Source organism: Flaviaesturariibacter aridisoli (assembly GCF_004343705.1).
GTDB classification, from domain to species: domain Bacteria; phylum Bacteroidota; class Bacteroidia; order Chitinophagales; family Chitinophagaceae; genus Flavisolibacter; species Flavisolibacter aridisoli.
In genome coordinates this window covers 180259-202241 of sequence record NZ_SKFH01000003.1, presented here as the reverse complement: position 1 = coordinate 202241, position 21983 = coordinate 180259, and the positions used below count along the sequence as shown (strand labels likewise).

The 21983-nt window shown below is 59.4% G+C and carries 19 protein-coding genes; 8 read left to right on the top strand and 11 right to left on the bottom strand.

Translation table 11 applies throughout. The annotated features are described in order from the left end of the window. Positions 1 to 173: 173 nt before the first annotated feature. From ypfJ to E0486_RS03755, 4 genes are all read right to left on the bottom strand, one after another. Positions 174 to 1019 (bottom strand): KPN_02809 family neutral zinc metallopeptidase, encoded by an 846-nt coding sequence (gene ypfJ, locus E0486_RS03770; protein ID WP_131850802.1) that lies wholly within the window; start codon positions 1017 to 1019, stop codon positions 174 to 176. Positions 1020 to 1160: 141 nt separating this feature from the next. After that, positions 1161 to 2651 (bottom strand): glucose-6-phosphate dehydrogenase, encoded by a 1491-nt coding sequence (gene zwf / locus E0486_RS03765; protein ID WP_131850801.1) that lies wholly within the window; start codon positions 2649 to 2651, stop codon positions 1161 to 1163. 94 nt (positions 2652 to 2745) lie between these two features. Beyond that, positions 2746 to 4158, bottom strand: a complete 1413-nt coding sequence (gene gndA / locus E0486_RS03760; protein ID WP_131850800.1) for an NADP-dependent phosphogluconate dehydrogenase — start codon at positions 4156 to 4158, stop codon at positions 2746 to 2748. A 241-nt stretch (positions 4159 to 4399) separates the two neighbouring features. Further along, complete coding sequence (locus E0486_RS03755; RefSeq protein WP_131850799.1) at positions 4400 to 4861, bottom strand: c-type cytochrome; 462 nt, start codon at positions 4859 to 4861, stop codon at positions 4400 to 4402. A 106-nt stretch (positions 4862 to 4967) separates the two neighbouring features. Between E0486_RS03755 and E0486_RS03750 the strand changes: the two genes are divergently transcribed. The 3 genes from E0486_RS03750 to E0486_RS03740 all read left to right on the top strand — a co-directional run bounded on the left by E0486_RS03750 (position 4968) and on the right by E0486_RS03740 (position 6939). Further along, positions 4968 to 5312, top strand: coding sequence for a carboxymuconolactone decarboxylase family protein (locus E0486_RS03750; RefSeq protein ID WP_131850798.1), 345 nt, complete (start codon positions 4968 to 4970; stop codon positions 5310 to 5312). A 37-nt stretch (positions 5313 to 5349) separates the two neighbouring features. Further along, positions 5350 to 6381: a 2-oxoacid:ferredoxin oxidoreductase subunit beta gene (locus E0486_RS03745; protein ID WP_131850797.1), complete on the top strand. Its 1032-nt coding sequence runs from the start codon at positions 5350 to 5352 to the stop codon at positions 6379 to 6381. A 78-nt stretch (positions 6382 to 6459) separates the two neighbouring features. Further along, positions 6460 to 6939 (top strand): hypothetical protein, encoded by a 480-nt coding sequence (locus tag E0486_RS03740; RefSeq protein WP_131850796.1) that lies wholly within the window; start codon positions 6460 to 6462, stop codon positions 6937 to 6939. Between the two features lie 55 nt (positions 6940 to 6994). Here E0486_RS03740 and pheS read toward each other — a convergent pair whose 3' ends face one another. Beyond that, a complete protein-coding gene (pheS, locus tag E0486_RS03735; RefSeq protein WP_131850795.1) occupies positions 6995 to 8026 on the bottom strand; it encodes a phenylalanine--tRNA ligase subunit alpha in 1032 nt (343 codons plus the stop codon). A gap of 60 nt (positions 8027 to 8086) precedes the next feature. Further along, positions 8087 to 10234, bottom strand: a complete 2148-nt coding sequence (locus tag E0486_RS03730) for a TonB-dependent receptor (RefSeq protein ID WP_131850794.1) — start codon at positions 10232 to 10234, stop codon at positions 8087 to 8089. 60 nt (positions 10235 to 10294) lie between these two features. On the opposite strand from E0486_RS03730, the gene E0486_RS03725 reads away from it, so the two are divergent. Continuing rightward, on the top strand, positions 10295 to 11428 hold the full coding sequence (locus tag E0486_RS03725; RefSeq protein ID WP_131850793.1) for an arginase family protein: 1134 nt from the start codon (positions 10295 to 10297) through the stop codon (positions 11426 to 11428). Between the two features lie 106 nt (positions 11429 to 11534). Here the strand turns inward: E0486_RS03725 and mscL are convergent, their stop codons facing one another. The 4 genes from mscL to E0486_RS03705 form a co-directional block, all read right to left on the bottom strand. After that, a complete protein-coding gene (mscL, locus tag E0486_RS03720; RefSeq protein WP_131850792.1) occupies positions 11535 to 11927 on the bottom strand; it encodes a large conductance mechanosensitive channel protein MscL in 393 nt (130 codons plus the stop codon). A 129-nt stretch (positions 11928 to 12056) separates the two neighbouring features. Continuing rightward, positions 12057 to 14093 (bottom strand): M13 family metallopeptidase, encoded by a 2037-nt coding sequence (locus tag E0486_RS03715; RefSeq protein ID WP_131850791.1) that lies wholly within the window; start codon positions 14091 to 14093, stop codon positions 12057 to 12059. Positions 14094 to 14278: 185 nt separating this feature from the next. Beyond that, entirely contained in the window at positions 14279 to 15793 is a 1515-nt protein-coding gene (locus tag E0486_RS03710; RefSeq protein WP_131850790.1) for a trypsin-like peptidase domain-containing protein, read from the bottom strand. A gap of 140 nt (positions 15794 to 15933) precedes the next feature. Continuing rightward, complete coding sequence (locus tag E0486_RS03705) at positions 15934 to 16932, bottom strand: aldehyde dehydrogenase family protein (protein WP_131850789.1); 999 nt, start codon at positions 16930 to 16932, stop codon at positions 15934 to 15936. 47 nt (positions 16933 to 16979) lie between these two features. Between E0486_RS03705 and E0486_RS03700 the strand changes: the two genes are divergently transcribed. The 4 genes from E0486_RS03700 to E0486_RS03685 all read left to right on the top strand — a co-directional run bounded on the left by E0486_RS03700 (position 16980) and on the right by E0486_RS03685 (position 19643). Further along, on the top strand, positions 16980 to 17327 hold the full coding sequence (locus E0486_RS03700; RefSeq protein WP_131850788.1) for a 4Fe-4S dicluster domain-containing protein: 348 nt from the start codon (positions 16980 to 16982) through the stop codon (positions 17325 to 17327). A 118-nt stretch (positions 17328 to 17445) separates the two neighbouring features. After that, entirely contained in the window at positions 17446 to 18429 is a 984-nt protein-coding gene (locus E0486_RS03695; RefSeq protein WP_131850787.1) for a D-alanine--D-alanine ligase, read from the top strand. Between the two features lie 38 nt (positions 18430 to 18467). Next, positions 18468 to 19313, top strand: coding sequence for a PASTA domain-containing protein (locus E0486_RS03690; protein ID WP_243697368.1), 846 nt, complete (start codon positions 18468 to 18470; stop codon positions 19311 to 19313). A 12-nt stretch (positions 19314 to 19325) separates the two neighbouring features. Continuing rightward, the gene (locus tag E0486_RS03685) at positions 19326 to 19643 is read left to right on the top strand and encodes a rhodanese-like domain-containing protein (protein ID WP_131850786.1); all 318 of its coding nucleotides are present in this window, start codon (positions 19326 to 19328) and stop codon (positions 19641 to 19643) included. Positions 19644 to 19735: 92 nt separating this feature from the next. Here the strand turns inward: E0486_RS03685 and E0486_RS03680 are convergent, their stop codons facing one another. Continuing rightward, the gene (locus tag E0486_RS03680) at positions 19736 to 21976 is read right to left on the bottom strand and encodes a TonB-dependent receptor (protein ID WP_131850785.1); all 2241 of its coding nucleotides are present in this window, start codon (positions 21974 to 21976) and stop codon (positions 19736 to 19738) included. Between the last annotated feature and the right edge of the window lie 7 nt (positions 21977 to 21983).

Genomic DNA, 21983 nt, shown 5'->3' with positions numbered 1-21983 from the left:
AAATGAGCCTGGGGAGAACCAGACGGATTTTCGATCGCTGCCTACAGGTCACCACACCCGTGGGCTTTGTGAAAGGACCGCAAAAGTAAGAAAAATGTCTGATCTCTGATCCCTGATTTCTGATTTATTTGTGAGCGACTTCCCAATTCCCGTCCGACCCCTGGCATCCGGCATCAGAGATCCTGGGTACCGAACGTGTCTCCCTGTTTGATGTCGCCGGTTTCGAAGCCTTTCTTGAACCAGCGCATGCGCTGCTCGGAAGTGCCGTGGGTGAAGCTTTCCGGTACGGCATAGCCCTGGGCCTCCTTCTGCAGGCGGTCGTCGCCGATGGCGTTGGCGGCGCGCAGCGCTTCCTCGATGTCGCCTTCTTCCAGGTAGCCTTTGCCCTTCTGGTAGTGCGCAAACACACCGGCATAAAAGTCAGCCTGCAGCTCCATGCGTACCGAATACTGGTTGTACTCGGCCTCGCTGAGCTGGCGCCGGGCGCGGGCCATCTTTTCGGAAGTGCCCATCAGGGTCTGGATGTGGTGCCCCACCTCGTGCGCTACCACATAGGCCATGGCAAAGTCGCCCCCGCCGCCGAAGCGGCTGCGGAGCTCATCGTAAAAAGAAAGATCCACGTACAGTTTCTGGTCGGCCGGGCAGTAGAAGGGGCCCGTTTGCGCGCTGGCGTAGCCGCAGCCACTCTGGGTGGAGCCGCTGAACAGCACAAGCGTAGGGGCCGGGTAGGTTTCGCCGGCTCGGCGGAAAATGTCTCCCCAGGTGTCTTCGGTGTCGGCCAGCACCACCTTTACAAAGCGCGACAATTGGTCCTGCGCCGCGCGCTGCTCCTGCGTGGCGGGCTGCTGTCCGCCCGGGACGGGCATTTGCTGGCCGGTGCCGCCACCGCCACCCCCGAGTAAAAAGTTGAGTACGAGGGCGATCACGCCCAGGATACCGCCGCCTGCAGCAATCGATCCGCCGCCGATACCGCGCCGGTCTTCTACATTGCCGCTCTCACGCCTGCCTTGCCATAACATAGTCTGAAGTTTAAAGTATTGTTTCTAAAAACGTGCCGGGAGACGGGGGGTGCCGGTTTCCGGTTTCCAGTTTTGGGTTTCCGGTTCGCCGTTGCCAGGCATCAGTCCTTCGGCAACTAGTAACTGGTAACCGGCCACTCCTCACACTTCCGGCAGCGTGGCCCAGTTAAATCCATCCCGTGCAATGAGCGCTTCCGCGTCTTCCGGGCCCCAGGAGCCGGGGGTATAGTTGGGGAAGTCCACCGGTGGCTTATGGCCCCAAACCTCCATGATGGGCTGGATCGCTTTCCAGGCTGCCTCCACCTGGTCGGCGCGCATAAACAGGGTCGGGTTGCCCTCGATGACGTCCTGCAGCAGGGTTTCGTAAGCTTCAGGCTGGCAGTCTTCCTCGTCGCGGGAGGCGTAGCTGAACACCATATCCACGGGCCGGAGCGTCATGCTGGGCCCGGGTTGCTTGGCCTGGAAGCGCAGGCGGATGTCCATTTTCGGCGCGATGCCGATCACGAGGCGATTGGGCCGCCAGGTGTGGGCCGCCTCATCGGGAAAAGCATAGTCCGGCGCCGGCCTGAACTGAACGGTAATGAGCGTTTCCTTGGCCGCCAGCGTCTTTCCGGTGCGCACGTAAAAAGGCACGTCCTTCCAACGCCAGTTGTCCACATAGAATTTCACTGCTGCGAAGGTTTCCACGTTCGACTGCGGGTCGACGGCTTTTTCCTGGCGGTAGCCGGCGGCCTTTTTGCCCTTGCTCCACCCGGGTCCGTACTGGCCGCGCACGGCGTAACGGTGCACGTCTTCGGGCCGCATGTGGCGCAAGGCCTGCAGCACATCGAGTTTCTTGTTGCGGATCTCGTCCGCCTCGAAGGAAATGGGCGCTTCCATGGCCACCATACACAGCATCTGCAGCACGTGGTTTTGCACCATGTCGCGCAGGGCGCCGGAGCTTTCGTAATAGGAGCCGCGGCTTTCGATGCTTACCGTTTCGGCCGCCGTGATCTGCACGTGGTCGATGTAGTTGGCGTTCCAGATGGGCTCGAAAAGGGCATTGGCGAAGCGGAGGGCAAGGATGTTCTGCACGGTTTCCTTGCCCAGGAAGTGGTCGATCCGGTAGATCTGCTCTTCGCGGAATAGCTTTCCCAGCATCACGTTGAGCTCCTGGGCGCTGGCCAGGTCGTGTCCGAAGGGTTTTTCAAACACCATCCGGCTGCGCTTAGGGTCGTGGCAGAGCCGGTGGCCATGGAGGCGCTTGGCGATGACCGGCGCCAGCTGCGGGGCTACCGAAAGGTAAAAGATGATCTGCGACTCTTTGCCGTGTTCCTCCTGGAACGCCTTCCAACCCGCAGCCATTTCCTTATACGATTTGTCGCTGTTGAGGTCATGGGTCTGGAAAGTGATATTCTTCGAAAATTTCGACCAATACTTGGTGGTCAGCTCCGATCGGCGGGCGAATTCCTTGATGCTTTTGCGCATCTGTGCCCGGTAGGTGCTTTCCTCGATCTTGGAGCGTCCTACGCCCACAATCGTAAATGGGCCCGGCAGGTAGCCGTCGATGTAGAGATTGAACAGCGCCGGGATCAGCTTTCGATGCGCAAGGTCGCCGGTTCCACCGAAGATGTAGATGAGCGTGGGTGCCATGGGGAAGAAGTTTGTGGTTTGTGGTTGGTAGTTTGTAGTTGGGCAACTTCCTGGTTTGATTACGACAAAACCCAAGCTACAAACCCCGGCTGTTTTATTCGTCTTTATGCCATTCCGTGTGGAAGACCCCTTCCCGGTCGGTGCGGCGGTAGGTGTGGGCGCCGAAGTAGTCGCGCTGCGCCTGGATAAGGTTAGTAGGAAGGCGCTCGCTGCGCCAGGCATCGAAGTAGGCGAGGGCGCTGCTCAGGCCCGCTAAGGGGATGCCCGCGCCGACGGCCTGGGCGATCGTGCTGCGGAGACCCTTTTCGCGGGGTCCCAGCCATTCGGCGATCGCGGGGTGCAGCAGGATGCTCGCCGCGTCCGCGTTTTCGGCGAACACCTGCTCAAAGAGGGGCAGCAGGCCCGAGCGGATGATGCAGCCCGCCTTCCACACCTGTACCACCGCGCGCATCGGGATGTGCAGCCCGTAGGCCTTCGAAGCTTCACGGAGCAGGCTTAATCCCTGTGCATAGGCGATCACGAAAGCAAAGCCAAGCGCGTCTTCCAGCTCCTGCTCGTTTACGGTCAGTTTAGTACCGGTGCGCGGGTAAAGCCGGGCCGCCGCGGCGCGTTGTTCTTTGTACACCGACAGGTCGCGGAGGGCCACGGCCGTGTCGATCGTGGGAACGGAAACGGGAATATCCATCGCGTCCTGAGAGGTCCATTTACCGGTGCCCTTGGAACCCGCCTGGTCGAGGATCTTGTCTACCAGCTGCAAATGGTTGGGGTCGTTCTCATCCACCACGCGGAAGATCTCGCCGGTGATCCCCACCAGGTAGGAGCGGAGGGCGCCTTCGTTCCAGCGGTTGAAAAGATCGGAGAGGCGTTGGTTATCGTAGCCGGCGCCGCGGTGCAGGAGGTCGTAGGCCTCGCTGATCAGCTGCATGAGGGCGTACTCGATGCCGTTGTGCACCATTTTCACGTAGTGGCCGGCAGCGTCGCGGCCCATATAGGCCACGCAGGGCTGGTCGCCGGCGCGGGCAGCCACCGATTCGAGGATGGGACGGAGGTAGCGGTAGGCTTCCTCGTCGCCGCCGGGCATCATGCTGGGACCGAGGCGTGCGCCGAGCTCGCCGCCCGAAACGCCCATGCCGAAAAAGTGGATCCCCTGCGGCTGCAGCTGTCGGATGCGCGCCTGGGTGTCTTTGTAATACGAGTTGCCGCCGTCGATGAGGATGTCGCCCTCCCGGAGGTGGGGCAACAGGTTGGCAATAACTGCGTCGACAGGCTTGCCGGCCGGCACGAGCATCATGATCTTGCGGGGACTTTTGAGGGCGGCGGCAAAAGCGGCGATATCGGTCACGCCCTTCACCGTGCTGCCGGGGCGGGCGGCCTCTTCCAGCGCGCGGGCCCGTTCTTCTTTCAGGTCGAAGCCGATCACCGAATAGCCCTGGTCGGCGATGTTGAGCAGCAGGTTGGAGCCCATCACGCCGATGCCGATCATGCCGAAGTCGAATGTTCCTTCCATAGGGTGACTAAGGTAAGGCGGGGCCAAAAAGAAATCTTTAGCCAGATGGTTAAGGCGATGAAGAGAAAGAAGGTTCGGAACCGCTAAGAAAAGAAGTGAATAAGCGTTTCGCGAAGGAATACGTTAACGGCCCCGCCAAAGGGGGGCCGTTCGATTGAAGTTTGCTTAGCGTACCAACTTCTTTTCTTATTCTCTTTGCGGTTCCGAACCTTTTTCTACTTTGTATTCTTTCCCGCGCAGCTTACTGCTTCGCCTTTACGCTGTCCACTCCGCTTTGGGGGCGTGCCTGCTCCGGGCGGGGCGGGCGCGGCGGCGGTACGGTGGCCGGCTCCACCTTGCCGCCGTGGCAGGTAAAACAGGTAACCATCAGCTTTGTATCCAGCTTTTTCGGATCGCCCGCTTCTTCGAAATACTTGTTGTTGATCTTGTTGGTCATCGTCATCATCTCGCGGGCCACGAGCTTGTGCTTGTTGGCATCGGAGGCAAAATCCCACACCCGGGTGGAGTCGTTGCGCACGTGGCAGAAGTTGCAGCGCTGGCCGAGGGCGGCGGAAAAATGGTGCATGACGCTGTCCATCTGCTCGTGGGTGATGTTCTTGGGCAGGATCTTGAGGTTCTTGTACTTGGGCTCCTCGCCGTGGATGGTAAAGGAAAGGGCCAGCACACCGGCTACCACGGCGCCGGCAAGGATCGTTTTCTTCATAACGGGGTATTCCAGCCCAATTTATAGAATTCTGTGGTTAACCATCGTTAACAAAATGGACTGCCGGTATTTGGCTACCTTTGCGCCACCTAAGAATCAGAGTAAAATGGGTAAACTGGCTGAAGAATTCAACGACTACCGGGCGAAAATGAACGAGGTGATTCTTTCCAAGAACAACCTCGTGATGAAGCGCCTCTGGAACCTCGATACCAACACCTACGAAAAGGGCGCCCTGGATGTGAAGACCAAAGAGCTCCTCGGCCTCGTAGCCTCCATGGTGCTCCGCTGCGACGACTGCATCAAGTACCACGTGGGCAAGTGCCACGAGAACGGCGTGACTACCGAGGAACTGTATGAAGTGTTCGCCGTGGCGAACATCGTCGGTGGAACGATTGTGATCCCGCATACGCGCCGCGCCGCTGAGTATTGGGAAGAACTGATTTCTGAATAAGTAAAAAGGACAACCGCTGTTGTCCGAGCTCATAGCAATGGAAACGACTACCGTAGAAAGACCGCAACTTTCCCCTAAAGATTTCGCCACGGACCAGGAAGTCCGCTGGTGCCCGGGCTGCGGCGACTACTCCATCCTGGCCCAGGTGCAGAAAGTAATGCCCACGATCGGTGTGCCCAAAGAGGACATTGTGATCGTGTCGGGCATCGGCTGCTCTTCGCGCTTTCCCTATTACATGAACACCTACGGGATGCACTCGATCCACGGCCGCGCCACCGCCATCGCCTCCGGGCTGAAGGCTGCGCGCCCGGAGCTGAGCGTGTGGATCGTTACCGGCGACGGCGACGGGCTTTCCATCGGCCTCAACCACACGATGCACCTCATGCGCCGAAACTTCGACGTGAACGTGCTGCTGTTCAACAACCAGATCTACGGCCTTACCAAGGGCCAGTATTCGCCGACCTCCGAAGAGAACAAGGTGACCAAGTCGACCCCCATGGGCTCGATCGACCACCCTTTCAATCCGCTGGCGGTGGTGCTGGGCGGCGATGCCACCTTCGTGGCCCGTTCCATGGACCGCGATCCGAAGCACCTGCAGGCGATGCTCCTCCGTGCCCACGGGCACCACGGCACCTCCTTCCTGGAGATCTACCAGAACTGTAACATCTTCAACGACGGCGCCTTCGAAATCTTTACTGAGAAGGGCAGCAAGCCGGAAGAAGCGCTGTTTCTCGAAAACGGAAAGCCGCTCGTCTTCGGCGCCACGCAAAACAAGGGCATCCGTCTTAACGGCCTGCGCCCCGAAGTGGTAACGCTGGGCGAAGGCTACAGCGCCGACGACCTCTGGATCCACGATGAAGGCGACCTGCTGAAAGCGCAGCTCCTGACTCGAATGTTCGACGACCCGAAAGCCGACCACCACCTGCCGCGTCCCTTCGGCGTGTTTTACTCGGTGGAGCGCCCCGTATACGAAGACATGATGGCCCTGCAAATCGAAGACGCCAAGGCCCGTAAAGGCGCTGACCTCGACAAGCTGCTCCGCGGCAACGAAGTCTGGAATATTGTATAAGTACGGTAGAAAATAATTCAAAGGCCGGGCAACGCCCGGCCTTTTTTTGTGGTCATAGGAGCAAAAAACTAACCCCGTATGAAAAAACTCCTTGGCATTGGTGCCCTTTTCCTGACGATACTCGCTTCCTGCGACAAGCCCGTCGTTGGTGACCATTTCATCACCCGCGGGGTCCTGCTTTATTTCCGCGACAGCGCCACGGGCGCCGTGCTCATCGGGCGCAGCGGGCAGCCGTTTCACCCCGACTCGGTGACGGTAGTTGCCGACGCCTCCAACGCCGCCGCCAACTATCCGTCTCACTATGCCCAGGATCCCGACACCGCCGGCAAGTACGGGGTGCACTTCGGGTACATCACCCAAACTGTTCCGGACGGCGTCAATGACCTGGGGCCGTATGCGTTCGACCAGACTTATTACATCCGGTTCAAGGCGGCCGATTTGGATACAGTGCGCTTCGAAAAAGCGGCAGGCGCTGATGTGCGGTTTTCCTGGAATGGGCGCTTTGTCGCCAACCTGCCGCCGAATGTTGCCGACACCACAGTGAACGTGCTCAAATAAAAAGATGCGTCCGCCAACTGGCGGACGCATCTTTTATCAGTAGTAAACGGAGTCTTTACACGGCCCCGGTAAATTGTCGGAGAAACCGCACGTCGTTTTGCGAATACAGGCGCAGGTCGTTCACGTTATAGCGGATCTGGGTGATACGCTCCACGCCCATGCCGAAGGCGTAGCCGGTGTATTTGTTGGAATCGATGCCGCAGTTTTCCAGCACCTTCGGGTGCACCATGCCGCAGCCCATGATCTCCACCCAACCGGTGTGCTTGCACAGGTTGCAACCCGAGCCGCCGCAGATCGTGCAGGTTACATCCATTTCAGCCGAGGGTTCAGTGAAAGGGAAGTAGGAGGGGCGGAAGCGAACCTTGATGTCGGATCCGAACATTTCTTTTACGAAGAAATAGAGCGTTTGCTTCAGGTCGGCGAAGGATACGTGCTCGTCGATGTACAGCCCTTCCACCTGGTGGAAAAAGCAGTGCGCGCGCGCCGAGATCGTTTCGTTGCGGTATACACGTCCCGGGCAGATGATGCGGACAGGCAGTTGTCCCTTTTGCATCTCGCGGATCTGAACGTTCGACGTATGCGTTCGCAGGAGCCAGTCGGGATTCTGGTGGATGTAGAAGGTATCCTGCATGTCGCGCGCGGGGTGGTTCTCGTGCAGGTTCAGCGCGGTGAAGTTGTGCCAGTCGTCCTCGATCTCGGGACCATCGGCCACCGAAAAGCCAAGGCGCTGGAAGATGGCGATGATGCGCTGGCGCACGAGGCTCAGTGGGTGACGCGAACCAGCCTGCAGGGCGTCGCCGGGCAGGGTAGGGTCCTGGCCGGTAATTTCGGCCGCGCCATTGCTTTCCAGCCGCTCGCGGGCGCTTTCGAAGCGGCCTTCCGCAAATACCTTGAAGTCGTTGAGCACCTGCCCGAATTCCTTTTTGCGCTCGTTGGGAACGTTGCGCATCTCGCCCATAAGGCTCTTTACGAGGCCCTTGGTGCCCAGAAAGCGGATCCGGTAGGCTTCCAACTGCTGCGTGTTGTCCAGCTCGGTGCTTTCAATCTCTTGCCTGTAATCGTTGATCTGTTGCAGGATGGCTTCCATGGCCGCGAAGATACGGCCCATTGCCGACCCATCCCAAGGCGTAGGGAGAAAGGAGCCCCGTCACCATTTCAAACGCACCGACAAGTTGGCAACCCGGCCGTCGATGGGCGCCCAGAGCTCGCGGAAGCGCGGATTTTGGGGGTCGCCGCCGGCCAGCAGGAATTCTTTCCGGCTCTGGCGGTAGTCGAACAGGTTTTCGCAATTGAGTACAAAGGAGAGCTGCCGCCAGTCGTACCGCAGCATGGCCGCCGCCAGCAGGTAGGCGGGTGTGCGGCTCCCATCCTCGCGGTACTGCCGCCCGATCTGTGCCGCTTCGATCCCCGCGCGGAAATGGTCCGAAAATTCATAGGCCAGCACGGCGGCGAACTTGTTGCGGGCGATGAGGGGCTGTTGCGGCTGCGCCGGGTAAAAGCGCCGCTGGGCATCCGTATACGTATAACCCAGGTAGGCCTCCAATTCGTCGATGCGCAGCTGCACATAGGTTTCGGTGCCGCGGGTGAGCAGCGGCTGCGAGGCAGCCATCGTCCAGAGCTGCGGCGTACCCCTGTTTGCCTGCAGCTCCGCCACGTTGCGCACCGAGGTGATAAAGACCGATTGGTTCACCGTCAGGTCGGCCTCGCCGAAGCTGCGGTGGAAGTTGACGTCCATGTTGCCGCCGATGGAGCGTTCGGCCTCGATGGCATTGTTGGTCAGTGCAAAGTAGTCGCGCTCGTCTACATCGCTTTCGAAAACGGTGGGCAGCCGGTAGCCGAGTCCGCCGCCAAGGCGGGCCATCCAGTCCGTAGAAATACGGTACATCAGCGAGAGCCGCGGCAGCACAAATGCCCCGTAGCGGCTGTTGAAGTCGGTGCGTAGCCCGCCTTCGAGGGTCCATTTCGGGTGCAGGCGCCAGTCGTCCTGCACAAACACGCCCACCGTGTTGGAGTTTTCGGCCGGGAGGTGCAGCTGGCCGGAATGGAAAGACTGGCCGGTAAGATTGAGGCCGGCCACCAGGTCATGTTTGGCCGCTTTCACCAGGTAGGAAAATTCCGAATAGTAGGAAAGCTGTTGCGCCTTCAGTGTCACGCCCCCAAAGCTGTTGGCATCAACGGACCGGTCGAACAGGCTGCCGATGGCCTTCAGCGCCAGGCGGCGGCTGTCGCTGATGCGGTATTCCCATTGCAGGTCGCCGGTATGGCGGGCGAGGCGGTTGCGGATGAAAAAAGCGTGTTGCGCATCCGGCGTTCCCTTGATCACCTGGAGGTCGCCGCCGCGGCGGTCTTCGAAGTTGCCGGTGTAACCGATGGAGACGCTGTGACGAGTCGTCGGGTAGAGGTAAAGTGCCGGGTGAACGTTGAGGCCTTCACTTTTTGCCAGGTCTGTATAGCCGTCTCCGTCAACGTCGCGCGGAACCTGCCGGTTGCCGCCGGCGAAAAAAGTAAAGCCGGTCCTGCCGTGGCGCTGCGACAGGTACAGGTGGGCGTTCGACTCGCCCAGCGAGCTTTGGTTGAGCAGCAGTGTCTTTTGCAGGGCACCCTCCGTCGGCCGCTTCGACAGCACGTTCACCATGCCCGAAATGGCGCCGCCGCCATAGAGGGTGGAGGAGGAGCCCTTCACGATCTCGATTTGCTTCAGGTCGAGCGGGGGCAACTGCAGTACCGAGAAGTTGCCGGCGAAGGCGCCGAAGAGCGGCATCCCGTCGCGTAGCAGCTGCGTGTATTTGCCGGGGAGCCCCTGGATCCGCATTTCTACGTTGCCCGACACCGCCGATGCCTGCTGGATCTGGATCCCCGCGATGTCGCCGACCAGGGAGGCGATGTTGCCCGGTTTAATGCCCACTTCCTCGGTCACTTCCTCGCTGCCCAGCACCTCGATCCGCGTCGGCAGGTTTTCAATGCGGCTTTCGGTACGGAAGGATCGTACCACTATTTCCTCTTCCTCGTTCGCATTGCGCAACAGGAAAATGGTGGCGCCATTTGTCAATGTATCGGGGCGCACGGTCTTAGGCTGGTAGCCGGTTGCACTCAATGTCAGCGGCGTGCTGCCGGTAACGACTGTATTCACCCAACCGGCGCTGTCGGCGGCAATCGTACGGGCTCCTTTTTCCGCAACCGTTGCGAAAGGAATGCTTTTGCCGCTATTGCTGTCGGCAACACGGATGCGCCGGTTTTCCTGTGCAAAAGCCGGGAGGGTGAACAGCAGCGACAGGAGCAGGAATGGCCGGGCCATACGAGTGTTTGAGCGGTAAAGCTAAAGCCGCATTCCTTAAGTTTGCCGCAAATTGAAGCGATGTCGGACTACCTGAACCTTGTGGACTTTCTTGAACCGGTCAATACCTCGATACTTTCCGATGACCAGGGGTATCGCGAAGGACAGGTGGGCAAGGTGATCTCCGTTTTTGAAGAGCAGTTTCCCGACCTTGATGCCGCCCAGGTGGTGCTGGTGGGGTGCGGTGAGCAACGGGGCGCCGGCCGGCGCGGGCTCAGCGCTGCGCCCGATGCGGTGCGCGCCGCCTTTTATAACCTGTATTACTGGCACACCGATGTGGGGCTGGCCGACATCGGCAACGTAAAAGCGGGTAATAGCCCTGCCGATACGCAGGCCGCGCTGAAGATCGTGCTGCGCGAGCTGATGGCTATTGGCAAGCGCGTGGTCGTACTCGGCGGCGCCCACGACCTGACGCTGGCGCAGTATTATGCATTTGCCGATGAGAAAAAGACGGTGGAAGCCGTTGGGATCGATGCCGTGGTGGACATTCACATTGACTCGCCGCTGCGGAGCGACAACTTCCTTATGGAGCTGCTGACGGCGGAACCCAACTTCCTGAAGCATTATAACCACCTGGCTTTCCAGAGCTACTATGTGCATCCGCGCATGCTCGAAACCATGGACAAGCTGCGCTTTGACTGTTTCCGCGTGGGCACCGTGAAGGAACACCTTGAAGAGATGGAGCCCGTGATCCGCAACTGCCAGATCCTGACCTTCGACATTTCGGCTTTCGCCAGCGCCTTCGCCCCAGCCACCACGCTGTCGCCCAACGGGCTCAACGGCGAGGAAGCCTGTACCCTGATGCAATATGCCGGTATGAGCCCCGAGCTGCAAAGCCTCGGGATCTACAACTTCCAGCCCGAGAAGGACCGCGACGGGCTCACGGCCCAGCAGATCGCGCACATGCTTTGGTATTTCGTGGATGGCTGCAGCCGCGGCAATCGCGAAGTGCCGCTCAGCGACCGCGATTCGTTCAACGAATTTCACACGTTGTTCGCGGAGGTGGATACCGTATTTCTGCAAAGCAAGCGCACCGGCCGCTGGTGGATGCAGCTGCCCGACCAGCAATTCATCGCTTGCTCCTACAAGGATTACCAGCAGGCCAGCAACAACGATATTCCCGAACGTTGGCTGCGCGCGCAGGAGCGACCGTGAGGCCTGCTGCCTTTGAATAATAAATAACGTTTATTGAATATTAAATAAGGAGCATCGCCCTGGACCGGGAGATTCTCCTTATTCATTTGGTACGATTCAACAGACATTATTTGTTGCGCGAAAGCGCATCGCGAATCTCCATCAGCAGCTTTTCCTGCAGGGAATATTCCGGAGGTTTGGGTGCGTCAACGGCGGGAGCGTCCTTGCGGCGCTTCATGCGGTTGATGCCCTTGATCACCAGGAACAGCACCAGCGCAACGATCAGGAAGTTGAGCACGGCCGACACGAATTTGCCCCACTTTACCGCTCCCCAGGAGAGTTGCTCGATGTCGCTGAGGTGCGCCGCCTGCAGCGCCGGCGTCAGGATGAGCGGTGTGATAATGTTCTCCACCAGCGAGGTGACAATGGCGCCGAAAGCGGCACCGAGGATAACGGCAATAGCCAGGTCGACTACATTTCCCTTTAAGGCGAACTCTTTGAATTCTTTTACAAAGCCCATAAAGAACGGTTTTGGTTTAAAAAATTTGATATTGCTAATATAGCGAAACAATCCCGGTGCGCTTACACGGCACCGGTAAAAACAAAGGGCCTCCGCGATGGAGGCCCTTCCTGTAATAATACGGATCGATTACCAGATGCGGATCCGGGCTTCCGGAGCCTTGTACATGGGCTCGCCGGGCTGGATGTTGAAGGCCGCGTACCAGGCGTCCATGTTCACCACAGGGCCGTTGGCGCGGTACTCGCCGGGCGAGTGCGGGTCGGTGAGCACCTGCTGGGCCAGCGCTTCGGGAGTGGAATTGCTTCGCCATACCTGGGCCCAGTTCAGGAAGAAGCGCTGCTGCGGCGTGAAGCCGTCGATCTTCTTGCCGTCTTTGAACTGCTTCGTTTTGGTAAATGCCTCGTAAGCGATGCTGAGACCGCCGAGGTCGGCGAGGTTCTCGCCGAGGGTCAGCTTGCCGTTCACGTGCACGGTGTCGAGCACGGTAAAGCCGTTGTACTGGGCTACTACCTGGTCAGCGCGCTCCTTGAACAGGTCGGCGTCGGCCTTTGTCCACCAGTCGCTCAGGTTGCCGCTGGCGGCATACTGGCGGCCCGAGTCGTCGAAGCCGTGGGTAATCTCGTGGCCGATTACGGCTCCGATGCCGCCGTAGTTGATGGCATCGTCGGCCGCGAAGTCGAAGAAGGGAAACTGCAGGATGCCGGCGGGGAAGGCGATCTCGTTGTTGCTCGGGCTGTAGTAGGCATTGATCGTGGGCGGCGTCATACCCCACTCGGTGCGGTCAACGGGCTTACCCATGCGGCCCACCATCTCGTTGTAGCGCCATTGTGCGGCGTGGCGCACGTTGCCCAGCAGGTCGCCCTTGTCGATGCTGATGCTGCTGTAGTCCTTCCATTTATCGGGGTAGGCGATTTTTTTGGCGAAGGCGTTGAGCTTCTCCAGTGCGCGGGTCTTCGTGGCCTCGCTCATCCACGAAAGACCGCGGATGCGACCGGCGAAGGTTTCCTGCAGGTTGTTTACCAGGTCGAGCATGCGTTGCTTGGCCTGCGGCTTGAAGTAGCGGGAAACATAGAGCTGGCCGAGCTGGTCGCCGAGCTGCTGGTCTACGAGGCCGCTTACAAACTGCCAGCGGGGCGTCATCTCTTTCTGGCCGCTGAGCACCTGGCGCAGCTTGAAGTCCTGCGTGCGGAAGTCGGTGCTGAGGTAGGCCGCCGTGTTGTTCAGCGTGTTCCACTTCAGGTAGGTCTTCCAGTCGTCGATGGGTAAGGCGGAGAGTAACACGTCTACCGTGCGGAGGTAGTTGGGATTGCTCACGATCACGCTGTCGGCGCCTTTAATGCGCGCCTGGTCCAGCATCCAGCCCCAGTCGATGCCGGGGGTAAGCAGGGCGAGGTCTTTTACCGCGTATTTGTTGTAGCTCTTGTACGGATCGCGCAGCTCCACGCGGGCGTATTGCGCCTTAGCTAGGGCCGTTTCGATGCGCAGCACCGCGTCTGCGTGACGGGCGGCCGTAGCGGCATCTTCACCGATCAGTCCGAACATCTTACCCACGTGGTCGCGGTAGGCATTCCGGATGGTGGTGCTGCGGTTGTCGTTCTTCAGGTAATAGTCGCGGTCGGGGAGCGTGATGCCGCCCTGGCCGATGGAAGGAATGTATTGCTCCACCTTTTTGCGGTCCTGGCCCACACTGGCCGACAGCAGGCCGCTGCCCATGCCCTGGGTGCGCTCCAACTGAAGTTCTTTGAGGAAGTCGCTGGCCGAGCCGATGGCGTCTATGCGCTGCAGGTCTTCTTTGATGGGTGTCCAGCTCAGGGTTTCCAGGCGCAGCGTATCCATGCCGCTGAGGTAGAAGTCGCCCACCTTTTGCAGCTTCGGATCCGCGCTGTTCTTGCCGGCTTCCTCCAGCAGCGTGCGGAGGCGGCGGCTGCTTTCTTCCTGCAGCTCGCTGAACGAGCCCCAGCGCGTTTTGGAAGGCGGCACGGGGTTCTTCTTCAGCCAGGCGCCGTTGGCATACTGGTAGAAGTTGGTGCCGGGCCGGACGCTCTGGTCCATATTGGCCGGGTCGATGAATTTTTTCTTCTTGGGTTTGTCGTTACCCGGCGGCGTAAAGGCCAGCAACGCGGCTGCGGAAAGGCCCACCAGGGTAAGAGATGCCAGACGTTTCATTACATGTGCATTTTAGGAGCTCCAATTTACGGCTGAGCGACGGTATAATAACCCCTAATTTCTGCACTGGGCCCCAGAAGAACCATGAACCGCAGAACAAGGAATGGTGATGCGGGCTGGTCCAATGAAAAAGGGAAGCCCATTCAGACTTCCCTTCGAAATTCACTATTCCTTGTTCGACTGTTTTACTGATCCAGCGTCATCGGGTAGGTATACGACCCGTCATAGCCGGGATAGATGCCTTCGATGCGGATTCGCGGGTCGCTGAGGGTAGCGATGACCTGCGACAGTTGCTCCACCGAGGCTACTTCCTGGCCGTTGACCGAAGTGATCACGAAGCCGGGCTGCATGCGCGTGTTGCTGATCGCACCGCCGTCGGTGATCTTTTCCACCACCACGCCGCCGGTAATGCCGTACTGGCGGGCCTTCGTCTTGTCGAGCGTGGCGAGGTCGGCGCCGAGGCGGTTGCCGATATTCTGCGTCACCACGTCGCCTTTTTTCTTGAGCGTTACCTGCGTGGTCATCTCCTTGTTGTTGCGCAGGTAGGTAACGGCCACCTGGTCGCCGGGGCGGAAGGAAGCAATCTGGGCACTCATCTGGATGCCCGAGTTGACGCCCGCGCCGTTCACCTTCGTAATGATATCACCCTTGCGGATGCCGGCGGCAAAGGCGCCGCCATCAGACGAAACGCCCGACACCAGTACGCCGTCCTGGTTGACCTGCAGGCCCTGGGCCTTCATCTGCTCTTCGCTCAGGTCGTCGGTGGCAATGTAAGTGATGCCGAGGTAGCCGCGCTGCACGTCGCCGAAGCGCACGATATCATCCACGATCTTTTTGACGATCTGCACGGGGATGGCGAAGGAGTAACCGGCGTAGGTACCCGTTGGGGCTAGAATCGCCGAGTTGATGCCGATGAGCTCACCGTTGGTATTCACGAGCGCACCACCGCTGTTGCCCTGGTTAACGGCGGCGTCGGTCTGGATGAACGACTCTACCGGCGTTTCGCTCTGGCGGCGGTTGATGTTGATGGAGCGGCCTGTTGCCGACACGATACCGGCCGTAACGGTCGTTTCGAGCGTCAGCGGGTAGCCGATGGCGAGTACCCACTGGCCGAGCTGCACGTTGTTGGAGTTGCCGTAAACGAGGAAGGGAAACTTGTTGCCGTCGATCTTCAGCACGGCGAGGTCCGAGCTCGGGTCGCGGCCGATGAGGCGGGCCTTGTAGGTTTTGCGGTTGTGGAGGGTCACGGTGATCTCGTCGGCGATGCCGTCGGAGCCGTTGGAAATAACGTGGTTGTTGGTCACGATATAGCCGTCTTCAGAAATGATGACGCCCGACCCGGAAGCGCGCTGCTCGGGGATCACGTTGGGGCCCTGGCCGAAGAGGTCGTCGAACCAGTCGTCGAAGAAGCCGCTGCCCTGGCGGGGCCGCTGGATGTTGTTGGAGACCTTTTTCGCGGGGATCTTGGTCTTAATGTGCACCACGGCCGGAACGCCGGCGTTGGCCGCCCTGGTGAGGTCGATGGGCTCGGCGCCGCCGGGGCTGCCATTGAAAAAGCCCGCGTAGTTGGCGGGAAGTCCTTTTTCCGCCGAGCCGATGTTGTAACGCTCCGGCGACAGGAACTTCTGGTACGCGAAGATGCTGCCGAAAGTGGTCGCAGCACTAATCGCAACGATCATCAATACTTGCTTCCATTTCATAGTGTGCTATTGAATAGGGTTATCAATTACTGTCAAAATGCATGCCTCTGCCCAACAAAATAACAATAGGGAGGCGCGTTTTCCGATACCGACTGTTCAGTTTAACAAACATTTACTAAGACCTTCGTAGTTCTTTCGGGCTACAGCGAAAGCAGGAATTGCATCGTGTCCACCCCATCCGCAAACGTGTCCAGCGCCGGGCACTGGGCCCCGCCGAAAGGTGTATGGCCCGCACCAACGATACACTGGATGTCTTCCCGCGCCCCGAGCGCTTCTGCGGCCGCCGCGCGGTCTTCGTAGTGCTGGTAATGCACCTGGCTGATAGGGGCAAAGGGGCTCGCGGCTTCGACCAGCAATACCGTCCCGTTGGTCATATAAAAATGGTTGTTGAGAATATGTACGGCCAGGTTGTAATCGTAGTTGTTGCGGAACTTATTGTGGTGCTCCAGCTCCTTGTATTTGTCGAGCGCCGTTAACAACGGTTTAAAGTCGTAATCTTTCGGAACCCAGAGCTGGGTAACATTTCGGCAGCCCAGACCGAAATATTGGCAAATGTCATCTGCCAGTTTTTCCAGTTCGCCCGGGGTTTCGTCGCCCGTAAGCAGGGCCACGGAGGTCCGGTTGCGGCGGATGATGTGCGGGTGTTTGCCGAAATAGTGTTCGAAGTAGCGGGCCGTGTTGTTGCTGCCGGTGGCGATGTAGGCGTCGCAGCCGGTCAGGCGCTCGCTGGGCACGAGAAACTCAGCGGTCGCCGGCGCCTCTTCCACCGCCTGTGCAAGCAATGCCGGCAGGAGTACGGCGTCTTTGGAGGAAAGCTTGATATAGGCTTTGTGCCCGGAAAGAAAGGTGCAGAGCACGTCGTGGAAGCCCACCAGCGGGAGGTTGCCGGCCAACACGAGGCCGACCTTTTTGGGATGGGGCTGGAGGTGCGGAATGGCGTAGCGCTCCGCCAGGGCTTCGAGGGCCTCGCGGCGGAGAAAGGCGGAGCGGATGTTGTTTACGGAGAGATTGATGTAGTCTTCAGTAAACCAGTTGTTGTCGAGATACGCCTTGCGCTTTGCCGCTTCCCACCGGGGATCGTCGCTGCCCATATACTCGCCGAGGCGTACGAGCCCGTCAATCCGTTCTTGCAAATTCATGAGCACCCTTTATTTTTGTCGCACAAAAGTAACTTCAAACCGACTTTATGGCGATCAAGATAACGGACGAATGTATCAACTGCGGAGCCTGCGAGCCCGAGTGCCCCAATAATGCGATTTACGAAGGCGGCGTCGAATGGTCGATCTCCGACGGCACCTCCGTGAAAGGTATCTATATCCTCGTGGACGGCAGCACCGTCGACGCCGGCCAGCGCAACGCGCCCATCGCCAACGATACCTATTACATCGTTCCGAGCAAGTGCACCGAGTGCCAGGGCTTCCACGAAGAGCCCCAGTGCGCGGCCGTTTGCCCGGTAGATTGCTGCGTGCCCGACGAAATGTACCAGGAAACCGTGGCGCAGCTGATGGAGAAAAAAGAACGCCTCCATCTGTAACGAACGCAGATCGCGCGGATCACGCAGAAAGAGAAAGGCATCGCAACGCGATGCCTTTTGTTTTGATCCGCCGTGATCCGCGCGATCTGCGTGCCATTTTCTCCCTAGTTTTGAAAGCATGAAGAAGAAGATCGCACTGATCACCGGCGGTTATTCGGGCGAAGCCGTGATTTCCTATAAGTCGGCCCGCACCATCTACAACCACCTCGATAAAGCGAAATATGACGTCTATACCATTGATATCAACCCGAACGGCTGGTACTTCGAGCACGAAGACGGCCAGAAGACCCTGGTGAACCGCGAGAACTTCACCCTCACGCTGGGCGCCGAGCTGGTGCAGTTCGATGCGGTTTTCGTGGGCCTGCACGGCACACCCGGCGAGGACGGCAAGCTGCAAGGCTACTTCGATATGATCGGCCTGCCTTATACGTCCTGCAATGCCGCTACATCGGCGCTCACCTTCAACAAGCGCTATACGGTGGCCGTTGCCGCGATGGGCGGCATCCAGGTGGCGAAGTCGGTGCACCTGTTCAAGCACACCCCCTACGATGTGAACAAGATCCTTGGCCGGCTGCAGCTGCCCGTATTTGTAAAACCCAACAACGGTGGCTCCAGCATCGGCATGAGCAAGGTGTCGGAAGGCACGCAGCTGGCAGCGGCACTCGATAAGGCGTTTCGCGAAGACGACCAGGTGCTGGTGGAGGAAATGATCAGCGGGCGCGAATTCACCGTCGGCGTTTATAAGGCCGGTGGCGCCATCCGCGTGCTCCCCATCACCGAGATTATTGCCCACAACGAGTTCTTCGACTTCGAGGCGAAGTACGAAGGGAAGTCGTCCGAGGTGACGCCCGCCGACATCGATGCGGCCTGGAAGGAGGCGCTGGAAGACGCCGCCCGCCGTATTTACGAGGTGTTCAACTGCAGCGGCGTGGTGCGGATCGACTTTATCTACGATAACGAAACCGGTCCCCATATGCTCGAGATCAACACCGTGCCCGGGCAGAGCGAGGCTTCGGTAATCCCGCAGCAGGTGCGGGCCGCCGGGATGACGCTTACCGATTTTTACGGCAGCCTGCTGGAGGAGTGCCTGAGCCGCTCGTAAGCGAATCCTTATCTTGCACCCTCAAATCCAACCCGGTCTTGAAACAATTCATTCACCGCAATATCACCGGCCGCCCCCTTTGGGTAAACCTGCTGTGGGCGCTGGCGCTGGTGCTCTTGCTGCTGCTCATTTTCGTGCTATCGCTCAACGGCATCACCCGTCATGGGGTGGCGCGCAACGTGCCCGCCGTTACCGGTAAGACCCTCGCCGAAGCGGAAAAGCTGCTGGAAACCGGCGGTTTCGACTACGTGATCCAGGACTCGGTGTACTATGATTCCCTAGCGCCTTCAGCCGTCATCAAGCAGGTGCCCGAGGCCGATGCGGTGGTGAAGGTGAACCGCACCGTGTACCTGACCGTCAACCGCGTGATCCCGCCCGACGTGGATATGCCCAACCTGCGCGGCTACAACCTGCGCAACGCCGAAATGCTGCTGCGCAACTTGGGCCTGCGCCTTGGCGATACCACTTCGCGTCCGGATTTTGCCAAGGGAACCGTGCTGGAGCAGACCGTCAACGGCAATCCCATCAGCCCCGGCAGTAAGATCCGCGTGGGCAGCACCATCGACCTGGTGGTGGGCTCGGGCGTAGGGATGGATGCCAAGGAGGTGCCGCAGTTTGTGGGAATGACCTACGAGCAGGCCCGTGCGCTCATTCAGAGCGAAGGTTATATTCTCGGATCGGTGGTGGCTACCGGTGTGCGCGACTCCCTGGCTGCCTACGTGGTGCGCCAAAGCCCTGAAGTGCGCGACAGCAAGGGCCGCGCCTTCCGCATCCGCCCGGGCCAGATGGTAGACCTCTGGCTCGATGCGAACCCGCCGGTACGCATCGACACTACGTCGGCAGCGCCGCCGCCGGCCGCTCCGGTCGATCAACAACCCCAATAAACCCGTTTTGATATGAACAATATGACCGTAGACGAGCTCAAGGCCAAAATGGACCGCGGCGAAAAGATCAACCTGATCGATGTGCGCGAGCCCCACGAGTACGCCGAAGGCAATATCGCCGGCAGCCGCCTGTACCCGCTGGGCAAGATCCAAACGATGCAGGTGGACGAGCTCGAAGACCTCAAGGACGAGGAAGTGATCATCCAGTGCCGCAGCGGCCACCGCTCCATGATGGCCTGCATGGTGCTCGATCAGCTGGGATTCAAGCATACCTACAACCTGGTGGGCGGTATCCTGGCCTGGCAGGAAAAGTACCCGGTGCAGAAATGAGCCATAAGTAATCAGGAATGAGTAAAGAACAAAGCCCCTGCCAACGGCGGGGGCTTTGTCGTAACCGGGCGTAAGCACTCATTACTTATTACTTATAGCCGGATGTTCAGCCCCGTAAGCACATTCGTTCCCGCCATCGGGTAATAGAAGTTTTCGCGAACGAGGTTGTTGTCGTATACATACGAATAGGTATAGCCATTCGATTCGTATTTCCTGTTCCAGAGGTTGTTGACGCGGGCAAACAGCTCGACGCTCCGCGAAGCCTTGCGCAGGGGCAAGGTGTAGCGCAGCTCGGCGTCCTGTACAAAATAACCGCGCAGTTGCTTGCGCTCGCTGCCGGTGTTGTCGAGGTATTGCCGGCTCACGCTTTTGCTGACAAGCGAAAACTCGAGTCCTTTGCCAGGCGTCAGCACCACGGTGGCGGCACTCGTGAGATCGGGCGAGAAGGCGATGGGCGTATTCGAAAAGTTCAGTGTGTCGTAGCCGGTGAAGTCGAAGGCGGCATCGTAGCGCGCCACGTAGTCGGTAAAGGTCGAGAGGCGGTTCCGGCTGAGGGTGATGTTGCCCTGCAGCGACAGCCAGCGGTTGATGCGCCCGCCGCCCCAGGCCTCGATGCCGAGGCGGTAGCTTTTCGGTACGTTTACGCGGATAGCGTCGCCCACGTCGTTGAGTTTGCCCGTAAGCACCAGCTGGTCTTTGTACCGCATATAATACCCGTTGACGCCGTACTGCGCTTTCTCCCCCCGGTGTTCGGCGCCCAACTCAAAATCATGGAGCTTTTCGGGGCGCGGATCGGTGATGCCGGCGCCGGTTTCAAAGTCGGTGCGGTTGGGTTCTTTCTGACCCACGGCATACGACGCAAACGCGCTCCAGCCGCGGCCTTCATAGCGCAAACCCGCCTTCGGGTTGAAGAAATTCCAGCTCCGGTTCACCAGCAGCCCGGGAAACTTCCGCGTGCCGCGCACCAGGTGATTCACACTCCGGTATTGCAGGTCCACAAGGGCAGAAAGGTTTTTAGCGATCGTATAACCCAGCTTGCCGTATACGTTGGCGTCGTCTTTTCGCGCCGGGTAGCGGTACCATTCGTGGTCTTTGTCCACGCCTTGCTGCGCCCAGATGATCGTGCCGAAATGCTGGCCGTCGAAGCGCGTCCAGGAGCCACCGAAGGTGAGCTCGAGGCTGCGGCGCTTCCATTCGGCAGAAAAAGTTGCCCCATAGAGGTCGTTCTTTAGCCACAGCTGGCGCACGAGGTCGGTGCGGGTAAGCGTGTTGCCGCCGAGCGTGTAATTAGGCAGCCCGTAGCTGCTGTATTTTTGACCGTATTTATACTCCTCGTAATACCCTTCGCCGTGCGTCAGGAAGAGCGCTGCCCCGAGTGCCAGGCCGCTGTTGAGGCGATGGTTTAAAAAGAGCTGGTAATGGTTCTGCTTGAAGTTGTCGGTCTGGTTCGCGTAGAGGTACCCGTTATAACGGCGCGGGTCGGCGCCGAACAGGTTGGCCGAATCGGCGGGCGTGAAGTACAGCGAGCCCAGGTTGTTGTAGTAATGCGTCAGCAGGCTGTCGGCATTGTAAAAGAGCTTGTATTCGGGAATGCCGTTCCAGGCCTGGTACGTTTTTTCGTTGCCTGAAAACGCGTTGAACCGGAGGCTGCTGCGCGTGCCGAGCCAGGCACCGGAGAGGTAGTAGGACTTGAGGTCGCTGCTCCCGCGGTCGATAAAGCCGTCGCTGGAAATGCGCGACAGGCGGGCGTCTACGGTGAAGTGATCTTTCAGCAGGCCGGTGCCGGCCTTCACGGTGTTGCGCCAGGTGTTGAACGACCCGAAGGTGTTGAATACTTCCGCGTAGGCGGTCTTGCGCACTTCGTTGGTGCTCAGGTTGATGCTGGCGCCGAAGGCGCCGGGGCCGTTGGAGGAGGTGCCCACGCCGCGCTGCACCTGCACGGAGCCGAGCGAGGAGGCGAAGTCGGGGAGGTCGACAAAGAACACGCCCTGAGACTCGGGGTCGTTGTAGGGGATCCCGTTCAGCGTGACGTTGATCCGGGTGAGGTCGGTGCCGCGGATGCGGAGTCCGGTGTAGCCGATGCCTGTGCCGGCGTCGGAAGAGACCACCGTGGAGGGGGTTTGCGCCAGCAGGTAGGGCAGGTCCTGGCCCAGGTTCTGTCGTTCAATAGCAGCGCGGCCCAGTTCGGTGCGGGCAAAGGGCGCTTTTTGCGAGGCACGCGTGCTCCGTACTTCTACGGGCAGCAGTTCGAGCGTGTCGGCCGGCGGGGCCGGCCGATCCTGGGCGCCGGCGGCGGCGGGCAGGAGGAGAAGAAAAATGGCAGTCCTTTTCATTTGAAAC